General features: G+C 39.5%; 26 protein-coding genes. 8 read left to right on the top strand and 18 right to left on the bottom strand.

All coding sequences use genetic code 11. The features are described from left to right. Positions 1-244 precede the first annotated feature (244 nt). On the top strand, positions 245-787 hold the full coding sequence (gene def / locus PQ578_RS12885; RefSeq protein ID WP_224879532.1) for a peptide deformylase: 543 nt from the start codon (positions 245-247) through the stop codon (positions 785-787). Positions 788-843: 56 nt separating this feature from the next. Here the strand turns inward: def and PQ578_RS12880 are convergent, their stop codons facing one another. Both PQ578_RS12880 and PQ578_RS12875 read right to left on the bottom strand, forming a co-directional pair. After that, positions 844-1,620, bottom strand: a complete 777-nt coding sequence (locus PQ578_RS12880; protein ID WP_273834705.1) for a Cof-type HAD-IIB family hydrolase — start codon at positions 1,618-1,620, stop codon at positions 844-846. A gap of 51 nt (positions 1,621-1,671) precedes the next feature. Continuing rightward, positions 1,672-2,577: a DMT family transporter gene (locus PQ578_RS12875; RefSeq protein WP_273834704.1), complete on the bottom strand. Its 906-nt coding sequence runs from the start codon at positions 2,575-2,577 to the stop codon at positions 1,672-1,674. A gap of 363 nt (positions 2,578-2,940) precedes the next feature. On the opposite strand from PQ578_RS12875, the gene PQ578_RS12870 reads away from it, so the two are divergent. Next, positions 2,941-3,150, top strand: coding sequence for a DNA-dependent RNA polymerase subunit epsilon (locus tag PQ578_RS12870; RefSeq protein WP_098443223.1), 210 nt, complete (start codon positions 2,941-2,943; stop codon positions 3,148-3,150). 3 nt (positions 3,151-3,153) lie between these two features. Continuing rightward, a complete protein-coding gene (rnjA, locus tag PQ578_RS12865; protein WP_159782237.1) occupies positions 3,154-4,821 on the top strand; it encodes a ribonuclease J1 in 1,668 nt (555 codons plus the stop codon). A 54-nt stretch (positions 4,822-4,875) separates the two neighbouring features. On the opposite strand, the gene PQ578_RS12860 is transcribed toward rnjA, so the two are convergent. The 6 genes from PQ578_RS12860 to PQ578_RS12835 form a co-directional block, all read right to left on the bottom strand. Continuing rightward, entirely contained in the window at positions 4,876-5,541 is a 666-nt protein-coding gene (locus PQ578_RS12860) for a potassium channel family protein (RefSeq protein ID WP_273834703.1), read from the bottom strand. Between the two features lie 106 nt (positions 5,542-5,647). Then, the gene (locus tag PQ578_RS12855; RefSeq protein ID WP_273834702.1) at positions 5,648-6,664 is read right to left on the bottom strand and encodes a cytochrome d ubiquinol oxidase subunit II; all 1,017 of its coding nucleotides are present in this window, start codon (positions 6,662-6,664) and stop codon (positions 5,648-5,650) included. 26 nt (positions 6,665-6,690) lie between these two features. Continuing rightward, positions 6,691-8,025: a cytochrome ubiquinol oxidase subunit I gene (locus tag PQ578_RS12850; RefSeq protein WP_273834701.1), complete on the bottom strand. Its 1,335-nt coding sequence runs from the start codon at positions 8,023-8,025 to the stop codon at positions 6,691-6,693. 243 nt (positions 8,026-8,268) lie between these two features. Next, positions 8,269-10,089: an ABC transporter ATP-binding protein gene (locus tag PQ578_RS12845; RefSeq protein WP_420541547.1), complete on the bottom strand. Its 1,821-nt coding sequence runs from the start codon at positions 10,087-10,089 to the stop codon at positions 8,269-8,271. After that, a complete protein-coding gene (locus tag PQ578_RS12840; protein ID WP_273834698.1) occupies positions 10,086-11,840 on the bottom strand; it encodes an ABC transporter ATP-binding protein in 1,755 nt (584 codons plus the stop codon). Before PQ578_RS12840 ends, PQ578_RS12845 begins: the two co-directional genes overlap by 4 nt. Before the next feature lie 207 nt (positions 11,841-12,047). Further along, on the bottom strand, positions 12,048-12,593 hold the full coding sequence (locus tag PQ578_RS12835) for a peroxiredoxin (RefSeq protein WP_098443217.1): 546 nt from the start codon (positions 12,591-12,593) through the stop codon (positions 12,048-12,050). Positions 12,594-12,884: 291 nt separating this feature from the next. On the opposite strand from PQ578_RS12835, the gene PQ578_RS12830 reads away from it, so the two are divergent. Beyond that, entirely contained in the window at positions 12,885-13,721 is an 837-nt protein-coding gene (locus PQ578_RS12830; protein WP_273834697.1) for a mechanosensitive ion channel family protein, read from the top strand. Positions 13,722-13,775: 54 nt separating this feature from the next. After that, the gene (locus PQ578_RS12825; protein ID WP_273834696.1) at positions 13,776-13,985 is read left to right on the top strand and encodes a ChaB family protein; all 210 of its coding nucleotides are present in this window, start codon (positions 13,776-13,778) and stop codon (positions 13,983-13,985) included. Positions 13,986-14,026: 41 nt separating this feature from the next. Here the strand turns inward: PQ578_RS12825 and PQ578_RS12820 are convergent, their stop codons facing one another. The 4 genes from PQ578_RS12820 to ccpC all read right to left on the bottom strand — a co-directional run bounded on the left by PQ578_RS12820 (position 14,027) and on the right by ccpC (position 17,187). After that, on the bottom strand, positions 14,027-14,269 hold the full coding sequence (locus tag PQ578_RS12820; RefSeq protein ID WP_098443214.1) for a YkuS family protein: 243 nt from the start codon (positions 14,267-14,269) through the stop codon (positions 14,027-14,029). Positions 14,270-14,394: 125 nt separating this feature from the next. Beyond that, on the bottom strand, positions 14,395-15,510 hold the full coding sequence (locus PQ578_RS12815; protein WP_273834695.1) for an N-acetyldiaminopimelate deacetylase: 1,116 nt from the start codon (positions 15,508-15,510) through the stop codon (positions 14,395-14,397). A gap of 5 nt (positions 15,511-15,515) precedes the next feature. Then, on the bottom strand, positions 15,516-16,235 hold the full coding sequence (dapD, locus tag PQ578_RS12810) for a 2,3,4,5-tetrahydropyridine-2,6-dicarboxylate N-acetyltransferase (RefSeq protein WP_194221255.1): 720 nt from the start codon (positions 16,233-16,235) through the stop codon (positions 15,516-15,518). A gap of 94 nt (positions 16,236-16,329) precedes the next feature. Beyond that, positions 16,330-17,187 carry a transcriptional regulator CcpC gene (gene ccpC, locus PQ578_RS12805; RefSeq protein ID WP_159782229.1) on the bottom strand — a complete coding sequence of 286 codons (858 nt, stop codon included), beginning with the start codon at positions 17,185-17,187 and terminating at the stop codon, positions 16,330-16,332. 146 nt (positions 17,188-17,333) lie between these two features. On the opposite strand from ccpC, the gene PQ578_RS12800 reads away from it, so the two are divergent. Continuing rightward, on the top strand, positions 17,334-18,062 hold the full coding sequence (locus PQ578_RS12800) for a sulfite exporter TauE/SafE family protein (RefSeq protein WP_273834693.1): 729 nt from the start codon (positions 17,334-17,336) through the stop codon (positions 18,060-18,062). A gap of 12 nt (positions 18,063-18,074) precedes the next feature. After that, entirely contained in the window at positions 18,075-18,455 is a 381-nt protein-coding gene (locus PQ578_RS12795; protein WP_273834691.1) for a VOC family protein, read from the top strand. A gap of 23 nt (positions 18,456-18,478) precedes the next feature. On the opposite strand, the gene PQ578_RS12790 is transcribed toward PQ578_RS12795, so the two are convergent. The 5 genes from PQ578_RS12790 to PQ578_RS12770 all read right to left on the bottom strand — a co-directional run bounded on the left by PQ578_RS12790 (position 18,479) and on the right by PQ578_RS12770 (position 22,723). Beyond that, positions 18,479-20,017: an MDR family MFS transporter gene (locus tag PQ578_RS12790; protein WP_273834689.1), complete on the bottom strand. Its 1,539-nt coding sequence runs from the start codon at positions 20,015-20,017 to the stop codon at positions 18,479-18,481. A gap of 53 nt (positions 20,018-20,070) precedes the next feature. After that, positions 20,071-20,526 (bottom strand): cyclic-di-AMP-binding protein CbpB, encoded by a 456-nt coding sequence (gene cbpB, locus PQ578_RS12785; protein ID WP_098443208.1) that lies wholly within the window; start codon positions 20,524-20,526, stop codon positions 20,071-20,073. Between the two features lie 102 nt (positions 20,527-20,628). Next, entirely contained in the window at positions 20,629-21,360 is a 732-nt protein-coding gene (locus PQ578_RS12780; protein WP_273834688.1) for an SDR family NAD(P)-dependent oxidoreductase, read from the bottom strand. A 12-nt stretch (positions 21,361-21,372) separates the two neighbouring features. Continuing rightward, the gene (corA, locus tag PQ578_RS12775; protein WP_273834687.1) at positions 21,373-22,446 is read right to left on the bottom strand and encodes a magnesium/cobalt transporter CorA; all 1,074 of its coding nucleotides are present in this window, start codon (positions 22,444-22,446) and stop codon (positions 21,373-21,375) included. Between the two features lie 118 nt (positions 22,447-22,564). Then, a complete protein-coding gene (locus PQ578_RS12770) occupies positions 22,565-22,723 on the bottom strand; it encodes a hypothetical protein (RefSeq protein WP_273834685.1) in 159 nt (52 codons plus the stop codon). 172 nt (positions 22,724-22,895) lie between these two features. Here PQ578_RS12770 and PQ578_RS12765 point away from each other — a divergent pair, with 172 nt between their 5' ends. Beyond that, positions 22,896-23,045 (top strand): hypothetical protein, encoded by a 150-nt coding sequence (locus PQ578_RS12765; RefSeq protein ID WP_273834683.1) that lies wholly within the window; start codon positions 22,896-22,898, stop codon positions 23,043-23,045. Between the two features lie 25 nt (positions 23,046-23,070). On the opposite strand, the gene PQ578_RS12760 is transcribed toward PQ578_RS12765, so the two are convergent. Further along, positions 23,071-23,451, bottom strand: coding sequence for a VOC family protein (locus PQ578_RS12760; RefSeq protein WP_273834682.1), 381 nt, complete (start codon positions 23,449-23,451; stop codon positions 23,071-23,073). Between the last annotated feature and the right edge of the window lies 1 nt (position 23,452).

Raw genomic sequence — 23,452 nt, 5'->3', positions numbered from 1 at the left:
TTTACATCCCTGATTACTATACCATAATACAGTTCCCAATAGAATACTCCATTTTTAATCAATGCTATAATTCACGCATATTCCTTCTAGACAGATCATTCAAGAGGATTCCCTGTTAAATCGGCTTGTGCTAAACTATCACTATTGTAAGATTCTCTTTTACAAAAAAGAGCATTTGCTTTAACCCTTACAAAAAGTTGAATATACTTATGATAGACCGTTTTGAATAGGAGTGAAACATACCATGTTAACAATGAAAGATATTCGTAGAGAAGGGGATCCAATCCTAACTGAAGTTGCAAATGAAATTACCCTTCCTGCAACTGAAGAAGAAAAGCAAACCTTAAGAGAAATGCTTGAATTCCTTATTAATAGTCAAGATCCTGAAGCTGCCTTAAAGTATGAATTACGCTCAGGTATCGGAATTGCCGCACCACAAATCGGCATTAGCAAACGTATGATTGCAGTGCACGTCTCTGACAATAGAGGCACGCTATATAGCTATGGCATCATGAATCCAAAAATCATTAGTCATTCCGTTGAAAAAACGTATTTAGATGGAGGGGAAGGCTGTCTTTCCGTTGATCGTGAAGTACCTGGTGCTGTACCGAGATATGCTCGGATTACAGTCAAGGGCGTTGATGCTGAAGGTAATCCACTAAAGCTACGATTAAAAGGGCTGCCTGCTATCGTTGTACAACATGAAGTTGATCATCTTGATGGCGTTATGTTTTACGATCGGATTAACAATGAAGAAGCAAGTGAATTAACACCTTTAGGTCGATAAGCTTCATTCTACAATGAGCAAAGGGATCGCCGTTTCATTAGGCGATCCCCCTTTTTTTATAATAAGCCTACTTTTTTCAACCCTTTTTGAATTCCATCTTGATCGACTGGATCCGTGATGTAATCAGCCACTTGTTTCACTTCTTCATATCCATTTCCCATTGCAACTCCCGTGCCTGCAAACTTCAACATTTCGATGTCGTTGAGTGCATCTCCAAAAGCGTACGTATTTTCTCGTTTAAATCCAAGGTGCTCAATCATAGCTTCTATCCCTTTCGCTTTGGAGCCTCCTGGAGGAATCACGTCCATGGAATAATCATGCCAGCGGATAAAATCAAGGTTTCCATATGCATCACGATAGCCACCCTCGTCATTACTTTCGCAAAACAGAAGCGCCTGATAAATTTCTCTATTGTGATAATAGGAGGGATCATATCTAGGATAATGCATTTTTAAGTCGTCCATGCTTTTTATAATATGAGGGTGTTCATCATGGTTACTCATCATCGCTTCGTGATCAAGGAATACCATGGGATGGCCATTTTTTTTGGCTTCTTCTTCAAGAACTGTAATTTCATCGCGACTTAGCGGATTTGTATGAACAACCTTTTCCTGATGTTTCACGTATTGTCCATTAAAACTAATAAACGTGTCTATGCCAAGGTCTTCTCTAAGATCTGCGAACATAAACGGTGCTCTACCTGTTGCAATGGCAACATGAACCCCATTCTCTGTAAGTGTTTTTAAAGCTTCCCGTGTTGATACTGGAATTTTTTTGTCATGATTAAGAAGTGTGCCATCAATATCAAAAAACACAATCTTTTCGTTATGCATCGTCATTCACCTGTTCCCGCTATATTTTTTACCATAACTATCTTCAAAACGTTATGCTGATCTTCTTATCGTGTTTGCTTCTGTTCTTTGATGTTTACCTGATAAATAAACTCCAAAAAACACAAGTAGCAATCCTACAATCATAGGTAGTGTGATGTTTTCATTTAAATAAAAGCTTCCCCAGATCAAGGCTGTGACAGGTACAAGGTATGTCACTAATGTCGCAAACTCTGCGCTACCATGTTGAATCATATAATAGAAGAGCAAATAAGCAAGACCCGACCCGAACACACCTAGACCAATTAGCGATATTAGAATATCACGTTGAAGGAGTAACGTAAACTGAATACCCCCTTCTCCACTAATGAGCATCATTAGAAGTCCTCCTGCCGCTCCAATCGTTAACGTAATGAACGACAACACATCAACAGGTACGCCCTTTAAATTCTTTTTTGTATATTGAGAAGCAAAGCCATAGCAGCATGTAGCGATTAGCATTGGAAAAATCCCTCTCCACTCGCCTTTTACCAATGCACTTAGATCAAGATCAATTAAAAAAAGGATGCCGATAAATCCAACGATTATACCAGTCCACTGTTTTAGAAATAGCATTCGCCCAAATAAAAAAGCGCCAAGAATACTTGTAAAAAGTGGTGTTGTCGCATTTAACGTAGCAGCAAGGCTACTCGAGATCCGTTCTTCACTAAGCGCAATCATTCCCCAGGGAATGAGCGCATTCATAATCCCTACTAGAATAAGGCTTCCCCACTTAAGATTGCCTTTTAACTTCTTTATTCTTCCTCTTATCATTAAGTAAAGAAAAATCGATATTGCACCAAGTAAGCAGCGAAAAAAGACTACGCCCCATGGCCCTGTAATCGGAACAATCAATTTAATGAACATGAACGACATGCCCCATATTAAACTTAATGATATAAGTGCAACATATAACTTCAAATCTCACCCTCCTTATAAACTAATTCATTAACATGTTACATGATTAAGGAAATGGTGTCCCTACCATTTACCCATCTTTTTCCAAACTAATTCCTAACGTCATGATCAATAATAAAAATAGTTATTAAAAAAGGAAGGATGAGCTTAATGTATCGAAAAATGAAGCGTAAATTAAAAAAAACCTGGAGGAACGTGCTATTTCCACAACCTAAATATTCCATTGATTAACCTTTTCTACCCTTAAATTCGTGCAAATTCTCCTATTTCTTATGGAAATGTGGTTAGAAACATGAAAAAGAAACCAATTTCCTATATAATAAACGAAGATGCACACAAATTGTCTGAGTTAAGGAGAGATTTAGAATGATTTATAAGGTATTTTATCAAGAGACAAAAAAGGAGGTTCCTGTAAGAGAGCGAACAATGAGCCTTTACGTAGAGGCTACTTCTGAACGGGAAGTTCGCTACAAATTAAAGGACCGCGACCTTAATATTGAATTTATTCAAACCGTGGAAGATGACTTCCTGGCGTTTGAGCAAAAATCAGAGCACTTTGAATTGGAGAATGTATAGACTATGAAATTTGTTAAAAATCATCAAACCGCCGTGTTCGCTTTAGGTGGACTCGGAGAAATCGGTAAAAACATGTACGGTATTCAGTTTCAGGATGAAATAATCCTTGTTGACGCTGGGATTAAATTCCCAGAAGAAGAATTACTAGGAATTGACTACGTTATTCCAGATTATTCTTATCTCGTTAAAAACCAGGATAAAATCAAAGGTTTATTTATCACTCACGGTCACGAAGACCATATAGGCGGCATCCCTTACTTACTTCGTGAAATTAACGTGCCAATCTATGGTGGTAAGCTTGCATTAGGTTTTATTCGCAATAAGCTTGAAGAGCACGGACTTCTTCGAGGCGCTTCTTTAAATGAAATCACAGAAGAAGACATTATTAAGTTCCGTAAAACATCAGTAATGTTCTTTAGAACAACTCACAGTATTCCTGATTCTTATGGTGTTGTTGTTAAAACACCTCCTGGTAACATCGTTCATACGGGAGACTTTAAGTTTGATTTCACACCGGTTGGCGAACCCGCAAACTTAACTAAAATGGCTGAAATCGGTAAAGAAGGCGTTCTAGCGCTTCTTTCTGATAGTACAAATAGTGAAGTTCCAGGCTTTACAATGTCTGAGAGCCGCGTTGGGGAAACCATCCAGGATATCTTTAGAAAAGTAGATGGCCGTGTCATTTTCGCAACTTTCGCATCAAATATTCACCGCCTTCAACAGGTTGTGGAAGCAGCAGTTGAAAACGGACGTAAAGTAGCAGTCTTCGGACGCAGTATGGAATCTAACATTACGATTGGTCAGGAACTTGGGTACATTAATGCACCTAAAGATACATTTATTGATGCGAATCAAATCAACCGTCTTCCAGAAAATAAAGTAACGATTCTTTGTACAGGAAGTCAGGGAGAGCCGATGGCTGCTCTATCTCGAATTGCGAACGCAACACATCGTCAAATTCAAATCATTCCTGGAGATACAGTTGTTTTCTCTTCTTCACCTATTCCTGGAAACCAGGTAAGCGTATCGAGAATCATTAACCAACTATCTCGCGCAGGTGCTGATGTGATTCACCATAAACTAAGTGACATTCATACTTCTGGTCACGGTGGACAAGATGAGCAGAAGCTTATGCTTCGTCTCATTAAGCCTAAATTCTTTATGCCAATTCACGGTGAGTACCGTATGCTTAAGATGCATACAAAGCTCGCACAAGATTGCGGCATTCCGCAGGATCATTCTTTCATTATGGATAACGGTGAAGTTCTCGCACTAAGCGAAAATGAAGCTTCCATTAGTGGCAAAATTCCTTCTGGATCTGTCTATGTGGACGGAAAAGGAATCGGGGACATTGGCAACATTGTGCTACGAGATCGTAAAATCCTTTCTGAAGAAGGTCTTGTTATTGTTGTTGTCTCCATTAACATGAAAGAGTTTAAAATTCTTTCCGGTCCTGACATCATTTCTCGTGGATTTGTCTACATGAGAGAATCCGGTGATTTGATTAATGATGCTCAAGAACTTTTATCAAAGCATCTGAACGGTGTAATGGAAAAGCGTACAAGCCAGTGGTCTGAAATTAAGAATGAAATTACAGATACTCTTGCACCTTTCCTATACGAAAAAACGAAGCGTCGCCCAATGATCCTTCCGATCATTATGGAAATTTGATCAAATAAAAACAGCCTGTCGATCGCTCGACAGGCTGTTTTTTATGTGTAAAGATTAATCACGATTTAAAATTTGTCGCTCAAGGCGGTTAATGTCCTGATCTGAACCAATTACGATCAGAATATCACCTTTTGATATCATTTGATCAGCTTGAGGCGAGACGATAATCTCATCACCTTTTTTGATGGCAACAATATTTGCACCAAACTTTGCGCGAATATCCAATTCAATAATTGTTTTATTATCCATTCTGGAGTTTGCGATCAGCTCTACAATACTGTGCTCATCAGAGAGTTCTAAATAATCCAATACACTATTTGAAATCATACTATGAGCAATCCGAACACCCATATCGCGTTCGGGATGCACAATTTTATCTGCACCAATTTTGTTTAACACTTTTTCATGATAATCATTTTGGGCTTTTACCGTAATTTTACTTACGCCCAATTCCTTTAGAATTAACGTCGTTAAAATACTCGATTGAATATTATCACCAATAGCTACGATAACGTGATCAAAGTTACGAATACCAAGGTTCTTAAGAACACTTTCATCAGTTGAATCAGCGATAACAGCATGTGTCGCTACAGAAGAAAACTCATTCACTTTATCTTCATCCATATCAATCGCAAGAACTTCCATCCCCTGCTGACTTAGTGACTTACAAATGCTTCCTCCAAAACGACCGAGTCCAATAACGGCAAATTGCTTTTTCAAGACACACTCCTCCTACTCATTCAGAAAGAAACGCGCGCCAGCAACATTGCTGACGCACTATCATATCTATCCTACCACTCTTATCATCAGTGTCAATATGTCTTCTTCAGGACTTATTCCCCTTTACATACTCAGCGTCAAATAAGAATAGCCTCATCAATAACACGAGGGAAGGCACGAGTAAGCAGAGACCAGCTATAAAGGCGATAACAAGATATACCCCAGTTGTTTCGTTCGTATACCCTGAATAAATAGTAATGTGATCATATAAAATCCATGGTAAGTGAGATATTCCATACCCGAAGAATGCGAAAAAGAATTGAAGCATTACAAAAATAAATGCTGTTCCATATCGTTTACGTTGGAAAATCAAATACATCGCGATTAAAAAACAAAAAAGTGAAGCAATAAAGAACCAGGCATAATCTAGCGTTCGTTCGAAATGCACGGAATTATGTTGTTGAAGGGCTACGAAAACCAGAATACTGGATAGAATCGTTGGCGCACTCCAAAACAGCGCGTACTTTCTAAGCAGTTCAAGCGCTGGCTCATCGTTCGCGCGACTAGCATAGTAAGTGAGAAACGCCGCACTAATAAAGAGCACGGATACAATCGCAAGCAGGACAACAGACCATGAGTAAAAACTGGAAAATAGCTCTCCTGCAAGAAATTTCACTTCTCCGTTAACCTCTTCAATAAACCCACCTTCTGATAACGTTAAAGCAGTTGAAAGTGAAGCTGGGATCAATAAGCCTGTAACCCCGTATAAAAACGTATAAACTCTGCTTTTCTTCGCTCCATAGTTTCCAAATGCATAAAATGACCCTCGTATCGCCAGAAGAATAATGGCGATGCTACCTGGTACAAGTAAAGCCGTTCCATAATAATAGGCCGTATCAGGGAAAAAGCCTACGAGGCCAACGAAAAAGAAAACAAAGAAAACATTGGTCACTTCCCATACAGGTGATAAATAACGACTAATGATTTTATTAATAATGTGGTCGCGTCCCGTAAGCTCTCCATAGTAAGCAAAGAAGCCCGCTCCAAAATCAATGGAGGCTGTAATGAGATAGCCATAAAGAAAAACCCACAGAACGGTGATTCCAAGTAATTGAATATCCATTTTTTCACCCCTTTTATTGAAAGCCCTTATTTCCTTTTAGCAATTTCCTCTAGCTCATTTTCGGCTGGATTCGTTTTGAACATTTTTCTAAGCACAGTTACACAAAGCGTGCCAAGTACAATATATAGGAGAAGGAAAAGAACAAACATCCATCCTACACCATTAGCAGATGTAGCAGCATGACCCGTCCTCATTATGTCCCATAGAATCCACGGTTGACGGCCCACTTCCGAGAAAATCCATCCAAATTCAATTGCAAGAACTGAGAGCGGTCCAGCAAGGACGATGAGTCGCAAGAACCATTTATTTTCGGTATTAAAACGTTTCAATCGAAGAGCGATCACAAAAAAGAACGTTAAAGCGGCCAAAAACATCCCGATGCCGACCATCCCATCAAATAAATAGTGGATGTAAAGCGGCGGCACTTCATCTTCCGGAACTTGATCAAGTCCCATTACTTCAGCATTCGGATCACCATGGGCAAGAATACTTAAGAAATTAGGTAAAACAAGACCATATTTCACTTCGTTCGTTTCGTCATCTAGAAAACCTCCAACAACGAGATCAGCATTTTCAGACGTCTCAAAATGCCACTCTGCAGCAGCTAGCTTACTCGGCTGGTACTCAGCTAAATATTTCCCTGAAAAATCTCCAATGACAGCTGTTCCGATCGCAAAGATAAAACCGGCGGTCATTGTCAATTTGAGCGCTTTTCGATAATACGTACTTCGCTTTCCCTTTAACATATGGAACGCTGTAATAGCAGCTAGTACAATCGCAGAAGTTAAATATGCTGACATCACAACGTGCCCAACCTTTGTTGGCGTTGCAGGATTAAACATTGCTGCAAGCGGTTGGATATTGGTAAGCACACCATCTACCATATCAAAGCCCTGTGGGGAGTTCATAAAAGCATTAACTGTTGAAATAAAGACAGCGGATAACGTTGAGCCAATAACAACTGGGATTGAAATTAACCAGTGGTAGATCGGCTTTTTAAACCTGTCCCAAGTATAAAGATAGATTCCTAGAAAAATCGCTTCAAAAAAGAAAGCAAATGTCTCAAGGAATAGCGGTAAACTAATGACTTGACCCGCCAACTGCATAAAGTTAGGCCATAAAAGTGATAATTGTAACCCAATAGCAGTACCTGTCACAACACCTACCGCTACGGTAACGACAAAACCTCTCGCCCACCTTCGAGCAAGTAGCGTATAATAGGGATCGTTTCGTTTAATCCCGATCCATTCAGCTAGACTAATTAATAATGGGACACCGACACCTAACGTCGCAAAAATAATGTGAAAGCCTAGCGTTAGACTTGTTAAAAGACGACTTAGCATCGCTGAATCTAGTTCCAAATTGCTCATCCCCTTTGTACCAATTTCTCATCATCTGTTACTCATCTTCCCTTATCAATGCACATAGAAACAGTGAACCTCTTGTTTACACCTTTATTATGAATCATCGTCGAGATTGTGACAAGTATCACAATCTTTTTTCTTAAGAATAATTTTCTGCTCGTTAATAATCTGTTCACATTTATTAAAATTTCCTTTCGTTAAGCTCTATCCAAAAAAAAGAAGCCAAGCAGGCTTCTTTTTTTAAACAGCATCCATCATATTAAACTGTGATTTAACAAGCTCATAGTAAGTTCCGCCTTTACGCATCAACTCATTATGATTTCCTTGTTCTAGGATTCGACCGTGGTCAAGCACGATGATATTATCCGCTTCACGAATGGTAGAAAGTCGATGTGCAATCATAATGGCCGTTCGACCTTCTAGAACGACATTCAAGGCTTTTTGAATTTTAAGCTCGGTTTCTGTATCAATGCTTGCAGTAGCTTCATCTAAGATAAGAATACGAGGATCAGCGAGCAGTGCTCTCGCAAAGGACAATAGCTGCCTCTCACCAACCGAGAGAACGTTCCCTCTCTCCTCTACTTCTGTTTCATAACCATTGCTTAAGCGCTGAATAAAGTGGTCAGCCCCTACCGCTTTAGCTGCTTCAATCACGTCTTCATCACTTGCACCTGGACGTCCAAAACGGATGTTTTCCATAATGGTTCCGGAAAAAATGAACGTATCTTGAAGAACGACACTCACCTTCTCTCGCAAACTATCGAGTTTCACATCTTTTAAGTCCATTCCGTCAATTCGAACCGTTCCACTGGTCGGATCATAGAAACGACTAATTAAGTTTGCAATGGTTGATTTTCCTGAACCGGTATGGCCTACAAGCGCAACCGTATCACCCGCTTGCATTTTCAAACTTAACGCATGGAGCGCCTTACGACTTTCATCATAGGAAAATTCAACATTTTCAAACGTGATTTCTCCTTTAATATCGTCGAGCTCAATTGCGTTTTTCTTTTCAGGGACATTTGGTTGTTCATCTAGAAACTCAAAAATTCTTTCTGAAGAAGCCATGGCTACAAGGAGTTGGTTGTAAACTTGCCCTAAACGAGAAATTGGTTCCCAAAACATCCCTAGATAGAAAGCAAACGTTACGAAAACACCGTAATCCATTCCATTTTGAATAAGATAAACGCCAAACCAAATTAAAATGGCCGTTCCAATTGCATTTGACATTTCAACAAACGGTCTAAAAATAGCACTCTTTTGCGTGGCATCTTTCCAACTTGCGTAATTCTCTTGATTTACGCCCTGGAAAAATTCCATGTTTCCTTTTTCCTGGGTATAGGATTGAGTAACGCGAATTCCCTGGATACTTTCATTTAAGTGTGAATTTATTTTCGCCTGCTTGATTCGAACATCCTGCCAGGATCGACGGATTCGTTTTCTTAAGCTCGTTGAGATTAAAAACATAAGCGGCAAAATGATCATAATTGCGAGCGTTAATTGAGGACTTAACACAAACATGATCACAATGATTCCTAGTAATAAAACAATATCCATTAGTAGGTTAATAACACCACTTGTGAAAAGCTCCTGCATGGAGTTCACATCATTGATAATTCGAACGAGGATCGAACCTGCTGATCGTTTATCGAAAAAGCCGTGGGAAAGTCGCTGAATATGCTTAAACAAACCCTGTCTAATGTCATAAATAATATATTGACCAAGTTGATTGGTCCATTTAATTCGATACGTATTGGCGATCCACGATAGCAAATACAAGCCTGCTATTCCAAAAATCAATTGGACAAGTAACGTTTGATTTTGATTCTTTATTGCGTGATCAAACAACAAGACCCCAATGAAGATCGGGACAATTAGTCGAACTGCTGTTGACAGCAGCATTGAAATAATCGCTTTTGGTAATAAACTTTTCTTATAAGGTTCCATATAACCAAGCAGGCGTGACATCTGTTTCCAGTTAAACTGCTTTTCAATCGCTGTATCCTGCGAATAATGGAACCGTTCTCTTCGATTTTGCTTCAAGCCTCCACCCCATTTCATCCAGTCTGTTTAGCCATTATCTCCTTACGATCTTGGTATTGAATATCGTAAATACTCCGGTAATATCCATTCTTTTCAATCAATTCTTGGTGGTTCCCACGCTCAACAATTTCTCCTTCGTTTAATACAAGGATTTCATCTGCGTGCTTAAGTGAAGAAATTCTGTGCGCGATGATAAAGGTTGTTCTCCCTTTCATCACTTCTTCAAATGCTTTCTGAATCTTTACTTCCGTTTGCATATCAACTGCGCTAGTGGCATCATCAAGAATTAAAATACTTGGATCAGTTAAAATGGCACGTGCAATCGCTATCCGCTGCTTTTGGCCACCAGAGAGTCCCATACCACGCTCTCCTAAAACGGTATCGTATCCATTTGGCATTTCCATGATAAAGTCATGGGCCTGTGCTCTTTTTGCAGCATCCTGAATCGCATCAAACGAGATATCAGGATCACCGTAAGCAATATTGTCTCTGATCGTTGACGAAAAAAGAAATGTCTCTTGAAGAACTACGCCGATATTTTTTCGGAGCGATTTCAAGCTATACTCATTAATATTTCGCCCATCAATCATAATCTCACCGCTATTGGGTTCATAAAACCTTGCGATGAGCTGAGTAAGCGTCGTTTTCCCAGCTCCTGTTGCTCCTAATAAACCAATCGTCGTCCCTTTCGGAGCATGAAATGAAATGTTTTTTAACGCTTCATCGTCATCAACAGCATACTGGTGGGTTACATTGTTAAAGGCCACATTTCCTTCAAGACGTTCAACGTTAACTGCGTCTTCGCGATCATAAATGTCTTCAGGCTCATCCAGAATTTCAAGCAGCCTTTCGCCTGATGCTTTTGATTGAGAGAAGGTATTGATGACAAATCCAAGATTCATAATTGGCCAGATAATATACCAGACTAAACTAAAGAAAGCGACTAATTCGCCTGGCTGTAGCTGGTTTTGGAAGACAAGATAACCACCATAAGATAGAAGAAAAACAACACATAAGTTTCCGATAAACTCCATTAGCGGAAAGAATTTGGCCCAAATATAAGACGTTGTTAAGTAGTTATCACGGTAATCCGTATTACTATTTACAAATTTATCAATTTCAAAATCTTCTCTCGAGAGTGATTTCACGGTGTTAATACCGCTAATATTTTCTTGTACTTTTGTATTCAAGCGTGCCATCGACTTTCGAATCCCACGGAATGCAGGATGGACCCGCTTATCAAATTGATAAACGACAATCGCAAGAAATGGCAGCATCCCTAACGTAACGAAAGCTAGCGGAACTGAATAGCTAAACATTACGATTAAACTAAAGCTTATGATAAGAACAAAATTGATCACCTGAGCAAAGCCAAACGATAAGAAAAAGCGAAACCCTTCTACGTCAGCGGTTAAACGCGACATTAAGTCTCCCGTTTTTGCATTATCATAATAACGAAAAGGCAGATACTGCAGTTTTTTATAAAGCTCCTCTCTTAGCCTGTAAACAGCGGTAACGCCAAACAGATCTCCTAAGTATTGTTGAAAAAACGTAGCGGTCCCTTTCACGATCATAATTCCTATAAAACCAAATGCAAGATACGGAACCCATTTGTATTCTTGCTTAAGGATTACGTCATCAATTGTGAATTGAAGAAGCATAGGATATAAGACGGTAATACCTGTTACAAATAGAAGAGAAAACACAGACCATAGAAAAAGGTTCTTATATGGCCAATAAAAGTCTTTCAATCTTTTAAACGTTTCCATTCCAACACCACCTTTTGACAGTATGTAATGATAAATAGAGTGACAATATACATAATATATCGGAATTCGAAATAAATAACCACCTATTCGGCCTAAAATTCGGAATTTTTTAAATGAGTGGTAACTTTGCGGAGTTTTTCCAAAACGAAGAGGTTGATTAAACTAAAATAAACCCCAGAGAGCAGTGCTCTCTGGGGTTAGTTGATTTTATTTAAGTGTTTCTTGGCCTGGCTTCCAGTTAGCCGGGCAAAGGCCACCAGTTTGTAGTGCTTGAAGGACGCGAAGTGTTTCGTCTACGTCACGGCCAATATTGTTATGATTCACAACAGAGTACTGAAGCTCACCTTCAGGGTTAATGATGAATAGTCCGCGAAGTGCAACACCTTCATCTTCAATGAATACGCCGTATTCTTTTGATACTTTGTGGTTTGTATCTGCAGCTAGTGCATAGTTAAGATCACCAAGACCATTATCGTTACGGTCTGTGTTGATCCATGCAAGGTGTGTATGAATTGTATCAGTTGATACACCGATTACTTCTGCATCAAGATCGTCGAATTCTTCGAAACGATCGCTTAGTGCTGTAATTTCAGTTGGGCATACGAATGTAAAGTCCATTGGATAGAAGAAAAGGACTGTCCATTTATCGTTCTTCATATTTTCTTCAAGGCTTACTTTGCCAAATTCTTTGTTTGTCATCACTGCTTCCATTTCGAAGCGAGGTGCTTGTTTACCTACCATGCGTTCTACCATGTGTAAATCCCTCCTAGAAAATATCCTGCGGCTTTCGCCCACAACTGACATTATAGTACACGATTTATTTTTAGTCAATATTAAATGATAATTAATTTAATGTGGGTTAATTACCTTCCCCCACTATCGTACCCACGTTTACCGCGTACTAAACAGGGTAGTTTTAGTATATCGAAAATCATTTCATTCGTCGCGTATTAACGCTTTACTTGAATTATCATGACAATTTTCGCTATAATTTGACCGAGTGCTTATCTTATTTATGTAGTGGGAACAAAAGGAGGAAGTCGATTGAATTTATTTGACAACATTAACTGGGAAGGTTTCTTAGTGGATACGGGCATAATTGTTCTTAAGCTTATTGCAATCTTAATCATTTATGCCATCGTTAAAGCAATCGGAAACCGTTTTATTGAAAGAACCTTTACTCAAGTATCTGAGAAACAAAACATGAGTCCCGGAAGAGCAAATACGCTGAAAAATTTATCGAAAAGCATCTTTACGTACATTCTACTCTTCATGGCTGTGGCTATTATTTTCGAAACATTTGGTTTTGATATTAAGGCATTAATTGCTGGTGCAGGTATTATCGGGCTTGCCGTCGGCTTTGGTGCTCAAGGACTTGTAAGTGACGTTGTCACAGGTTTCTTCATTCTTCTTGAGAAGCAAATGGATGTTGGGGATTATGTCACTGCGGGTGGCTTTGGTGGAATCGTAGAGGAAGTCGGTCTTCGCACCACACACATCCGTTCTTTTGATGGAACATTGAACTACGTACCAAACCGTGAGATTAGCTCACTAAGCAACCATTCACGTGGTAACATGCGTGCTCTTGTCGATATTGGGATCTCTTACGATGATAACATTGACGAAGCCATTCGCGTAATTCAGAAAGTATGTGACAATGTTGCTGCGACCAATGAGGCTGTTGTAGAAGGACCTGATGTCCTTGGTGTTCAAAGTCTTGGTTCATCCGATGTTGTACTCCGTATACTGTGCCGTACGCAAAACATGGAGCAATGGGGTGTCGAGCGCCAGCTTCGTAAAGAAATTAAAGAAGCACTTGATGCAAACGGAATTGAAATTCCATTTCCGCATCAAGTTTTCATAGAAAAGAAAGAACAATAGTTTAGTGTCGTTTTTCGGTGGGTAAAGATATCACACAGAAGGAGCGTGATTCAATTGCCTTACAATTCGAAAAGTGAATTGCCAGATCAAGTGAAAGATCATTTACCGAGCCACGCACAGGATATTTTTAAAGAAGCCTTTAACTCCGCTTCTGAGCAATATGATTCTGAGAAGACGGCTTTTAAAGTCGCTTGGAGTGCAGTGGAAGAGAAATATGAAAAGAACGACAATGGGAACTGGGTACAAAAAGAAAAAAATAACTAAGCAAAAACCCCTAATTCACTTTAGGGGTTTTTTGTGTATTTCTATTGGTAGCGACTGTCCACTTGCTGACATACTTGATCAGCTGTCATGCCATCCGCATTAATCACTGATCCCTGCGTACTAACCGACTGCATCCCCATCACATTTTGATCCTGACCGGAGACAACACAACAATCACAGCCATTTGCATCACTTTCTTGCTTTAGAGATACAACCTCATATCCTTTTGCTTGTAAAGCCTGAGCCACATCAGAAAGCGTGTCTTCCACAGCAATTCGTTTCATTCTAATCAATCCTTCCCTTTTAATTATGTAACATGACACCTCCTTATGTTCACCAACGTTCGTTGAATTATACATTCCGAAACGTTAAAAGCCTTCAGGTATAGTTACCTGAAGGCTCAATGTACTTAGTTTGCTATTTCATTTAAATAAGATGTTAGCGCAAGGTACGCTGTCTCCATTGCCGATTCATCTGGTTTTAATGTAGATGTATGAAGACCAGATGAAGAATTTACACCAAGCCAGAACATAAATCCAGGGATTTCTTTTAAGAAATAACCAAAGTCTTCACCAGTCATGGCTTCTCGGCATTCAACTAATGATACGTCAGAAAGACGCTTCATGTTATCCATAAACGTCTGTACGTGCTCAGGCGAATTGTTCACTTGATAATAGTTTGAACCGTAATCAATAGAAGCTTCACACTCAAATGAGGCCTCAATCCCTCTTACCATCGCTTCAATACGGGTCTTTACTTTTGACATTGAATCAGCTGAAAGCGTACGAATGGTACCTTCTAGTCGCGCTTTTTCTGCAATGATGTTTTGCTTCGTACCTCCGTCGATTTTCCCAACCGTGACAACAGCTGAGTCGAGCGGATCGACATTCCTCGCTACAATAGATTGAAACTGGGTAACAAGATGGCTAGCGGCAACGACCATATCACGCGTATGGTGCGGGTATGCGGCATGCCCACCTTTACCAGTTAAATCAATAAACAGCTCAGATGTATTCGCAAAAAGCAAACCCGGTCTTGTTGCGATCGTTCCAACTGGATATTCAGGCGCTATGTGTAATGCCATCATTTGGTCAGGCTTCCACGCTTTAAACTCTTCACTATCAAGCATTGGTAGCGCACCGCCCGGGCCTTCTTCTGCCGGTTGAAAAACAAATAACAAATTATCTTTCACGCGATGGGTTGCATAGTATTCAAGGATTGAGAGCGCAATTGTCATATGAAGATCATGTCCACATGCATGCATGTATCCGTCATGCTCAGATTGAAACTCATACCCTGTCTCTTCCTTAATTGGAAGGCCATCAATATCGGTTCGATACCCGATTGTTTTTGACGGACTTTCTCCTTGAACTAACACAAGAATACCCGTTCTCCAGGTTTTCACCTGGAGACGGTCCTGTGGTAAGTTTTCAATAAAATGAAGCAAATACTGCTGGGTCTTAAATTCCTGGAAACCTCGTTCAGGAATACGATGTAAATCCCTTCGGACAGATGTCATATCCATCGGAATTAGTCGTTTTGTAGCTGACGAAGCTCTTTTTTGATTTCTGTTTTTGAACGAGTTTGATCATCAATTTTCTTAAGTACACGTGCTGGTGTTCCAGCAACTAGCGTATACTCTGGAACATCTTCTGTGACAATCGCACCTGCAGCGACTACTGAACCTTTTCCTACTTTTACGCCTTCAAGAACGACTGCGTTTGCACCAATCACAACATCGTCTTCAATCACAACAGGGCTAGCAGATGGTGGCTCAATAACACCTGCAAGAACAGAACCTGCACCGATATGACAGTTCTTACCTACTGTTGCACGTCCACCAAGAACAACATTCATGTCGATCATAGTTCCTTCACCCACAACAGATCCGATATTGATCATTGCGCCCATCATGATAACAGCGTTATTTCCAATTTCCACTTGATCGCGAATAACAGCCCCAGGCTCAATACGTGCTTGAATACCTTTAAGATCAAGCATTGGAATTGCAGAATTACGACGGTCATTCTCTACAACATAATCTTCAATATTAGAAGCTTCAGACTCAAGCGCCTTTTTAATGTCTTTCCACTCTCCGAAAAGAACACCAGTATTCCCTGTAATGAATGACTTCGTGTTACTACCAAAGTCAATTCCTTCAAGGTTTCCTTTAATATGTACTTTAACAGGAGTTGATTTCTCACTGTTTTGAATAAAGCTAATAATTTCGTTTGCATCCATCATTTTCATTGGAAAATTCCTCCTTTGTTATCATGCTTATAAAACTAAGCATGTTACACATTTTATCGTACATGATCGATCACGTGAAGTCTAATCTTACAAGCTATTCACTTAATAATTCCACAAACTTTTGAACTTGCTTCAATTGCATTGCGGTATCATTGGTTAATAACCAAGTATCTCTCTTTAATGGCAATCCCTCACCATCTTTAAGAGGAATGCGAAAATACTCTTTATCATTCTCTGTAATGCTAATCGAAGGTAGGATGGCATAGCCGATCCCATTTAACGCCATCTGCTTGCACGTTTCAATTTGATCTACGACGATCGTTTTCTTTGGGGGTGCGAATGACTGAGTTTGCCACCACTCTTGTATTTCTTGAAAATAAGTCGAATCACTCTTAAACTGTATAAACGGTTTTTCTGTTTCCTTCAACTCTTCCATCGATTGAATCGCTGTATCCACAAGGTAAAGCTCATCTGAAAGCAAGTACTGACTTCTCCCTCGCCAATCGGGCTTTCCACGAATGATCCCAATATGAATATCATCTTCATACAAGTACCGTAAAATATCGCTGCTCCATCCGGTGACAAGTGAGATTTTTACGCTTGGATAATGTTCAACAAACTTCTTTAACACTGCCGGAAGCCAATATTGCCCAATAATAGACGCAACAGCTAATTTTAACGTTCCGTGAACTTCTGAGCTTAACGCAGTCAACGCCTCAAACACTTTTTCTTCTCTCCGAATCGTATCATTCGCAAAAGCAATGATACGCTCTCCCGCTGGTGTAATCGTTAATCCTCTTTGGGATCGAAGAAAAATTGGAACACCCCACGCTTTTTCAATTGATTGAAGTCGTTGACTTAACGCTGGTTGGGAAACATACAATCTTTCAGCGGCTCTTCGCATATTTCCTTCTTCAGCAAGGATCGATAACACTTGATATTCTGAGCTCATCGAAGTCCTCCTTTCTCACCAATAAGCTTTAACCATAAGAATAACTTATTGTAATTCATTATTATAATCTAATTTCATTATGGAAGATAGGTGACTATACTATAAATGAGATCTTTCATATGGAGATGATGTTCATGGACTAACTTTTGTTATTTGGCATTGGGCTTATTGCCACCTTTGTCGGCACATTATCAGGAAGCGGAGGTCTCATTAACGTGCCTTCGATGATGTTACTCGGACTTCCCATTCATTCCATTATTTCAGCTAACAAGTTTTCCAATATGCTAAGCTCATTCTCTAGCTTTTATGTATTATTGAAGAGAAAAGAATTATCAATGAAGGAAGCACTAAAAACTGGCCCAATTGCACTATGTGGTGGCGTTCTTGGTGGTCTATTTGCCTCCTTACTTTCCGAACAGGCCCTTCAAATTTTCGCAGGTACAATGCTTGTTCTTGCATTAGCTTTATCCTTTATAAAAAAAGGGCAATCAACCCATTCATCGCATAAGGTACCCGTTCAATCTTTGCCTTTTATTGGTCTTATTGGATGGTATGACGGAACATTCGGTCCTGGACAGGCGACACTGCAGATGCATCTCTTTCGTCAAAGTGGAATCGCCTATCTTACTTCCATTGGACTAACAAGATTTAATACTTTTCTAAGCTGTACCGGAGCCGTCATTGTCTATTTACTTAACGGCCATCTCAATATAGCGATTGCCCTTCCTCTTGCAGCTGGTTCCATTACCGGAGCTCAGCTTTCTGTTCGAATGGCAAATAAACTTTCTTTTCGTCAAGTAAACTGGTTATTACGCTCGATGACGATTCTTTTGATTTTTCAAGTTTGCTATAGCCTTATAAAAACCCAATTTTAGGAGTGAGCTTAAATGATTATCGACTATCTACGCCTTCACCATGTTCAAATTTGCATACCGACAGGGAAGGAAGAGAAAGCAAAACAATTTTATATTGAAACATTAGGCTTTGTAGAAATAGAAAAACCGGAGGCGTTAAAGAAAAATGGTGGCTTCTGGCTTAAAGGAGCGAACATTGAGCTTCATATCGGAACAGAGGACACGATCGTCCCTGGTAAAAGGCACCCTGCATTTGAGATTAATAACCTAAATGAAGTAAGAGGATATCTCGAAAAACGCGGCATTACGATTCAAGAGGAAAACCCGATCGAAGGTCTTCAGCGCTTTACCTTCTTTGATCCTTTCTGTAATCGAATTGAGTTCCTTTCACGTATAGCTAAACCCGACTCTTGACCGAGCCGGGTTTTTTCTCAATTTTATTCATGATGAAATTCTTTTTCCTCGGAAGTTGACCCCGCTTTTTTGGGTAAAAAAAGAACCAGAACAAAACTTATGAGTGCGAAGACAGCTACTCCCCCATATACCCACTTTAATGAAGTAGTTAATCCACTTTGTAACAGTTCAAGAACTGTTGGATCAAGACTTTTCCTCTTTGCTTCATCAAGTAACTGATTCGCTGTATTGATATTCACCTCGTCACTGGAGGTATGATTTGCTAAGTATTTCTGCAGACGACTATTTAAAATACCGCCAAGTAAGGCTGCACCGACTGCACTTCCTAATGTTCTCATAAACATATTTGAAGCAGTTGCAATGCCTCTCTGTTTCCATGAGACAGCGCTTTGAATGGCTACGATAAACGTTGTAGAGGTTAACCCCATTCCAACCCCGATAAAAAACGAACCAACTCCTGCAAAAATAGGGCCAAGTGCAGGAGTCATTAATAGATAGATGGCAGAACCACTAATAAGCCCGATACCTCCAAGCACTGAAGTGACCCTAAATCCAATTTTGATCACAAGCTTCCCAGCAATGGTTGATGCAATCGGCCACCCAATCGACATCGTTGTAAGGGTAAAACCTGCAATGATAGGGGGCTCTTCCATAACTCCTTGAACAAATGTCGGAAGAAAACTCGAAACGCCAATTAAAATCATCCCGGTTGTAAACGTAACGGAATTTGAAATAGCGATAACAGGGTCCCGCCAAATCCCAAGTGGCATTAGCGGTTCTTTCGCCCTTCGTTCTACTCTAAAAAACAGAACCATCGCTACAATTGAAATACTGACGAGCATTAAGATCGGAGCTGATGTCCAAGCCCAGTGAACTCCTCCTTCAATTAACACGACCATTAGCGCACTGATGGACACAAGTAAAAGTGCTGCTCCTGCATAATCAATTGATTTTCTTTCTTTATCAATGGATTCATGAAGCAGAAGAACAATTCCAACCAACGATAAAATACCAAGCGGGATGTTCATCCAAAAAACCCAGGCCCAATCTAGGTATTGAACAAAAACACCACCAAGGGCTGGTCCTGCAATAGCTGAAATCCCCCATACACTTGCAAGATATCCCTGTATTTTCGCTCTTTCTTCCATTGTATACATATCTCCTACAATCGTAAGAGCAATCGGTTGAACGGCCCCTGCTCCAATCCCCTGAATGAGCCTAAAAAGGATAAGCGCTTCCATTGACTCCGCAAACCCACATAAAAGTGACCCGATTAGAAAAATCACGACGCCAATCGTATAAATGGGCTTTCTTCCAAATAAATCAGAAAGTTTCCCAAAAATCAGCACTGTGATGGCAGACATTAATAAGTATGCTGAAAAAACCCAGCTAAACGTTGAAAATCCACCAAGATCCCCCACAATACCAGGCATAGCTGTGGAAACAATCGTTCCTTCAATTGCCGCCATAAACATACCAATTATAATCGCACCGAGAACGAGTGGTCGGTTTGTTTCTTTTTTTCTAATACTATAGGATATTTGATTTGTTAGCGATTTCATTTTTCTCAACTCCACCTATGTAAAAAAGCCCGGTTAAAGAACCGGGTAAATCATTATGACTGTCGTACGGAAGATTCATGTAAATAACGGTTAACGAATTTAAGAAGCGCTCTTCTCGTCAATATACCTTTAAAGATGTTCTCATCATCAACAACACAGAGAAACGGGTGGTCAATCGCTAACTTTAAACCTTTAAAAAAACCATCTTTTTCATTAATGCAAGGTATATCCGTATTCATGACTTCCTGGACAACTAATTCACTTAACTTTTCGAATTCAATTCGCTCAATCCCTAATATAGAATCGAGGATTAGCGGCTGACTGATCAATCCTTTTAACCGATATTCTGTATCTAATACGGGTATCGATGAATAGCCTGACTTGATCAAGATAAGCATTGCGTGCTCCAAAGGATTCGTCAGCTGGACATGCGCGACTTTTTCTGCTGAAATTACAAGATCTTCAATTCCTGTTTCATACAAATTAGGTACTTCCATATGTTTTGCCATTTAAAACGTCCCCTCAAGCATGATTCGCCCTGTTAATTTTCTCTAAGGAAGGTCTGCTTTTATAGTAACATGAATGGGGATTGTCCGTTAACTGTAAGTCGATTAATGCTCATAAATCATTTTTCGAGTCATGCCTCCATCAACCACCAGATTCTCACCAGTCACAAAATTATTCGCTTCATTTGTTAGAAAGAGACACGCACGTCCAATATCAGAAGGTTTCCCCACTCTTTTTGCCGGGTGTTGCTCATGATCGACCTTACGCAGAGAATCATAATTCTCCACTTCAATCCAACCAGGGCTTATTGAATTGACGGTAATATGGTCATCAGCAAGGGAAATAGCAAGCGCGTGTGTGAGCGCTACGATGCCACCCTTCGTAGCAGCATATGCTTCACTGTTTGGTTCTGACATCGTTGCTCTAGTAGATGCGATGTTAACGATTGATCCACCATTATGTTTTCTCATGACTCGTGCTGCCGCACGTGAGCCAAGAAAAACGCTTCGTAAATTTGTATTGATCACCTTGTCCCATTCATCAACACTTAGCTCATCCATTTGCTTAAATTCTGATAAACCTGCGTTATTAATTAAAACATCTATGCGTCCATATTTCTCTTCTATTTTTTGAAAAAGACTGGTGATTGACTCTGGGTCACTCACATCAGTTAGGATAATATCTGCAGTATTTTCTTCCATTAAACGTTTCGTTTCTTTGCAACCTTCTTCATTTACATCAGCAAGGATAACGCGATACCCCTGCTCGCTATAAGCAACCGCAACGCCTCTCCCTATTCCATGACCAGCACCTGTCACAACAGCGACTTTATCCATCAATTTCTCCTCCTAGAACCACTTTTTTCGTTTGAAATACATGAGCATTAATCCAGTAATGATAATCATGACAATCCATACTACTGGATAGCTCCACTCCCAACTTAATTCAGGCATATTATTGAAGTTCATTCCATAAATTCCTGCAATAAACGTTAATGGAATAAAAATAGTGGAAACAATTGTTAACACTTTCATAATTTCATTCATTTTCATACTTAAACTAGAATAATACACATCCAATAAGCCATATAATTGACCTCTTGATGTTTCGACCATATCGTTCGCCTGAACAATGTGATCATGTATATCTTGTAGGTAAAAAGAAATATCTTCTTTAATATAAGAAACTTTACGATTAATTAACTTGTTCACGACTTCTCTTACAGGCCATACGGTTTTCTTTAATTGAAGGATGGTGTTCTTATACTGATTAATGTCTTGTAGCGAATGATTATCAGGATCTTCCATGATCATTCCTTCAAGCTGAGCAATTCGATCATCCATCTCATCCATTATGATAAGGTATTGATCAAATATGACATCGAGTAACGAATAGAAAAGAAAATCAGCACCGCTTTTTCTTATACGCCCCTTACTTTCTTGGAGCTGAAGGCGAACAGGATCAAATAAATCACCCCGTTTTTCTTGGAAAGTAATGACGGTATTTTCCATTAATATAAAACTCACTTGCTCATCATCAAGATCCGAGCTTTCTTCTGGTAAATCAAGCATTTTTACAATCGCCAATAAATGATCTTCAAAAAAATCGATTTTTGGTCGATGCTCGGTATTTAAAATATCTTCTGTTGTTAACGGGTGTAACCCCACATGCTTGCTTATCTGGTCAATTAGTTGAACATTATGTACACCATTTACATTAACCCAGGTAACTTTTTCGGAATCAATCATTGTTTTCACTTCATCAAGTGATGCATTCTCGTATTCGTCAATTTTATCACTGTTGAAAGCGATCGCTGAAATGGTTACTTCTTCTGTTTGTTCATCCCCAATATAAACGAGAGACCCCGGGGGCATTCCTTTTTTTTGAGTTCGATTTCTCCTTAACTTCGTTCGTATTCCCATTGTTGCATCACCTCAATTCTATTTTAAATTACCCTGATTATAAGATTTGAAAACAACATCTCATCCCATTTTAGCCAACTTTTTTTCGTTTACTCCAAAGAAAAAAGCCCCTATCGGGCTAGAGCACATCTTCTTTCCTAATCACTTCTTCATACTTTTCCCACATCATTTCAAGGTCAGACTTTGCAGAATCAGCTTTGATTGCATTCCATACGACTGCCATAAAAAGAGCCAGTCCAAGAAACAGCACGACCATTGTTAACAATACCGCTACCATCGAAGTCCTCCTCTGTTCATTTCTTTCCATCATATGTGTAGAGGAAAGATAAGATGTCGGAATAAACAGAAAAAACTTGATTCTTTTATAAATTTACGGTAAGGTACGTTAAATAAACAATTATCCAATTCACCCATCAACTTTTGGATAAAAAAATAGGAGGGTAATGAAAGTGGAACATTCAAGAGAAGAGATTAGAAAGATTGAAGAAAAGGCTAAGGAAGATCAACAACGCGCACAAAAAGCGAAGGAAGTTGTAAAGGAAGCGAAAAAAAGCGCTAATCCCCAGCGTGAAAAGAATGAATTTCCTGCTCATCCATAATAAAAAGGCGCCATCAGGCGTCTTTTTATTGTTCTGTATTTAGCTCAATTAAATTTCCATCAGGATCGGCAACAAAAATTTGCGCAAAACCACTTTTACTCGTTGGGTTTTCATATATTGTGACGCCTTTTTCTTTAAGCCAGCGAAGCGTTTCCTCATAACTCTTCACACGAAAGGCAAAATGCCCTTCCCTTGAAGATAATTCGTTTGAGTCACGAAGTGTTTTTGCTTCCGGATAAACAATAAGATGAAGTTGCTGACTTCCGATTCGGTACCAGGCCCCCGGAAAGTCAAAATTCGGTCGGTCGATTTCCTCTAGACATAAAATTTCTCGATAAAATCTTTTGGCTCTTTCAATGTCTGTAACCGCTAAACTCACGTGGTGTATTTGTTGAACTTCAATCACT

Origin of the sequence: Guptibacillus sedimenti, from assembly GCF_028610665.1 — a bacterium.
GTDB lineage: Bacteria > Bacillota > Bacilli > Bacillales > Guptibacillaceae > Guptibacillus > Guptibacillus sedimenti.
This window is presented reverse-complemented; position numbering and strand designations above follow the sequence as displayed.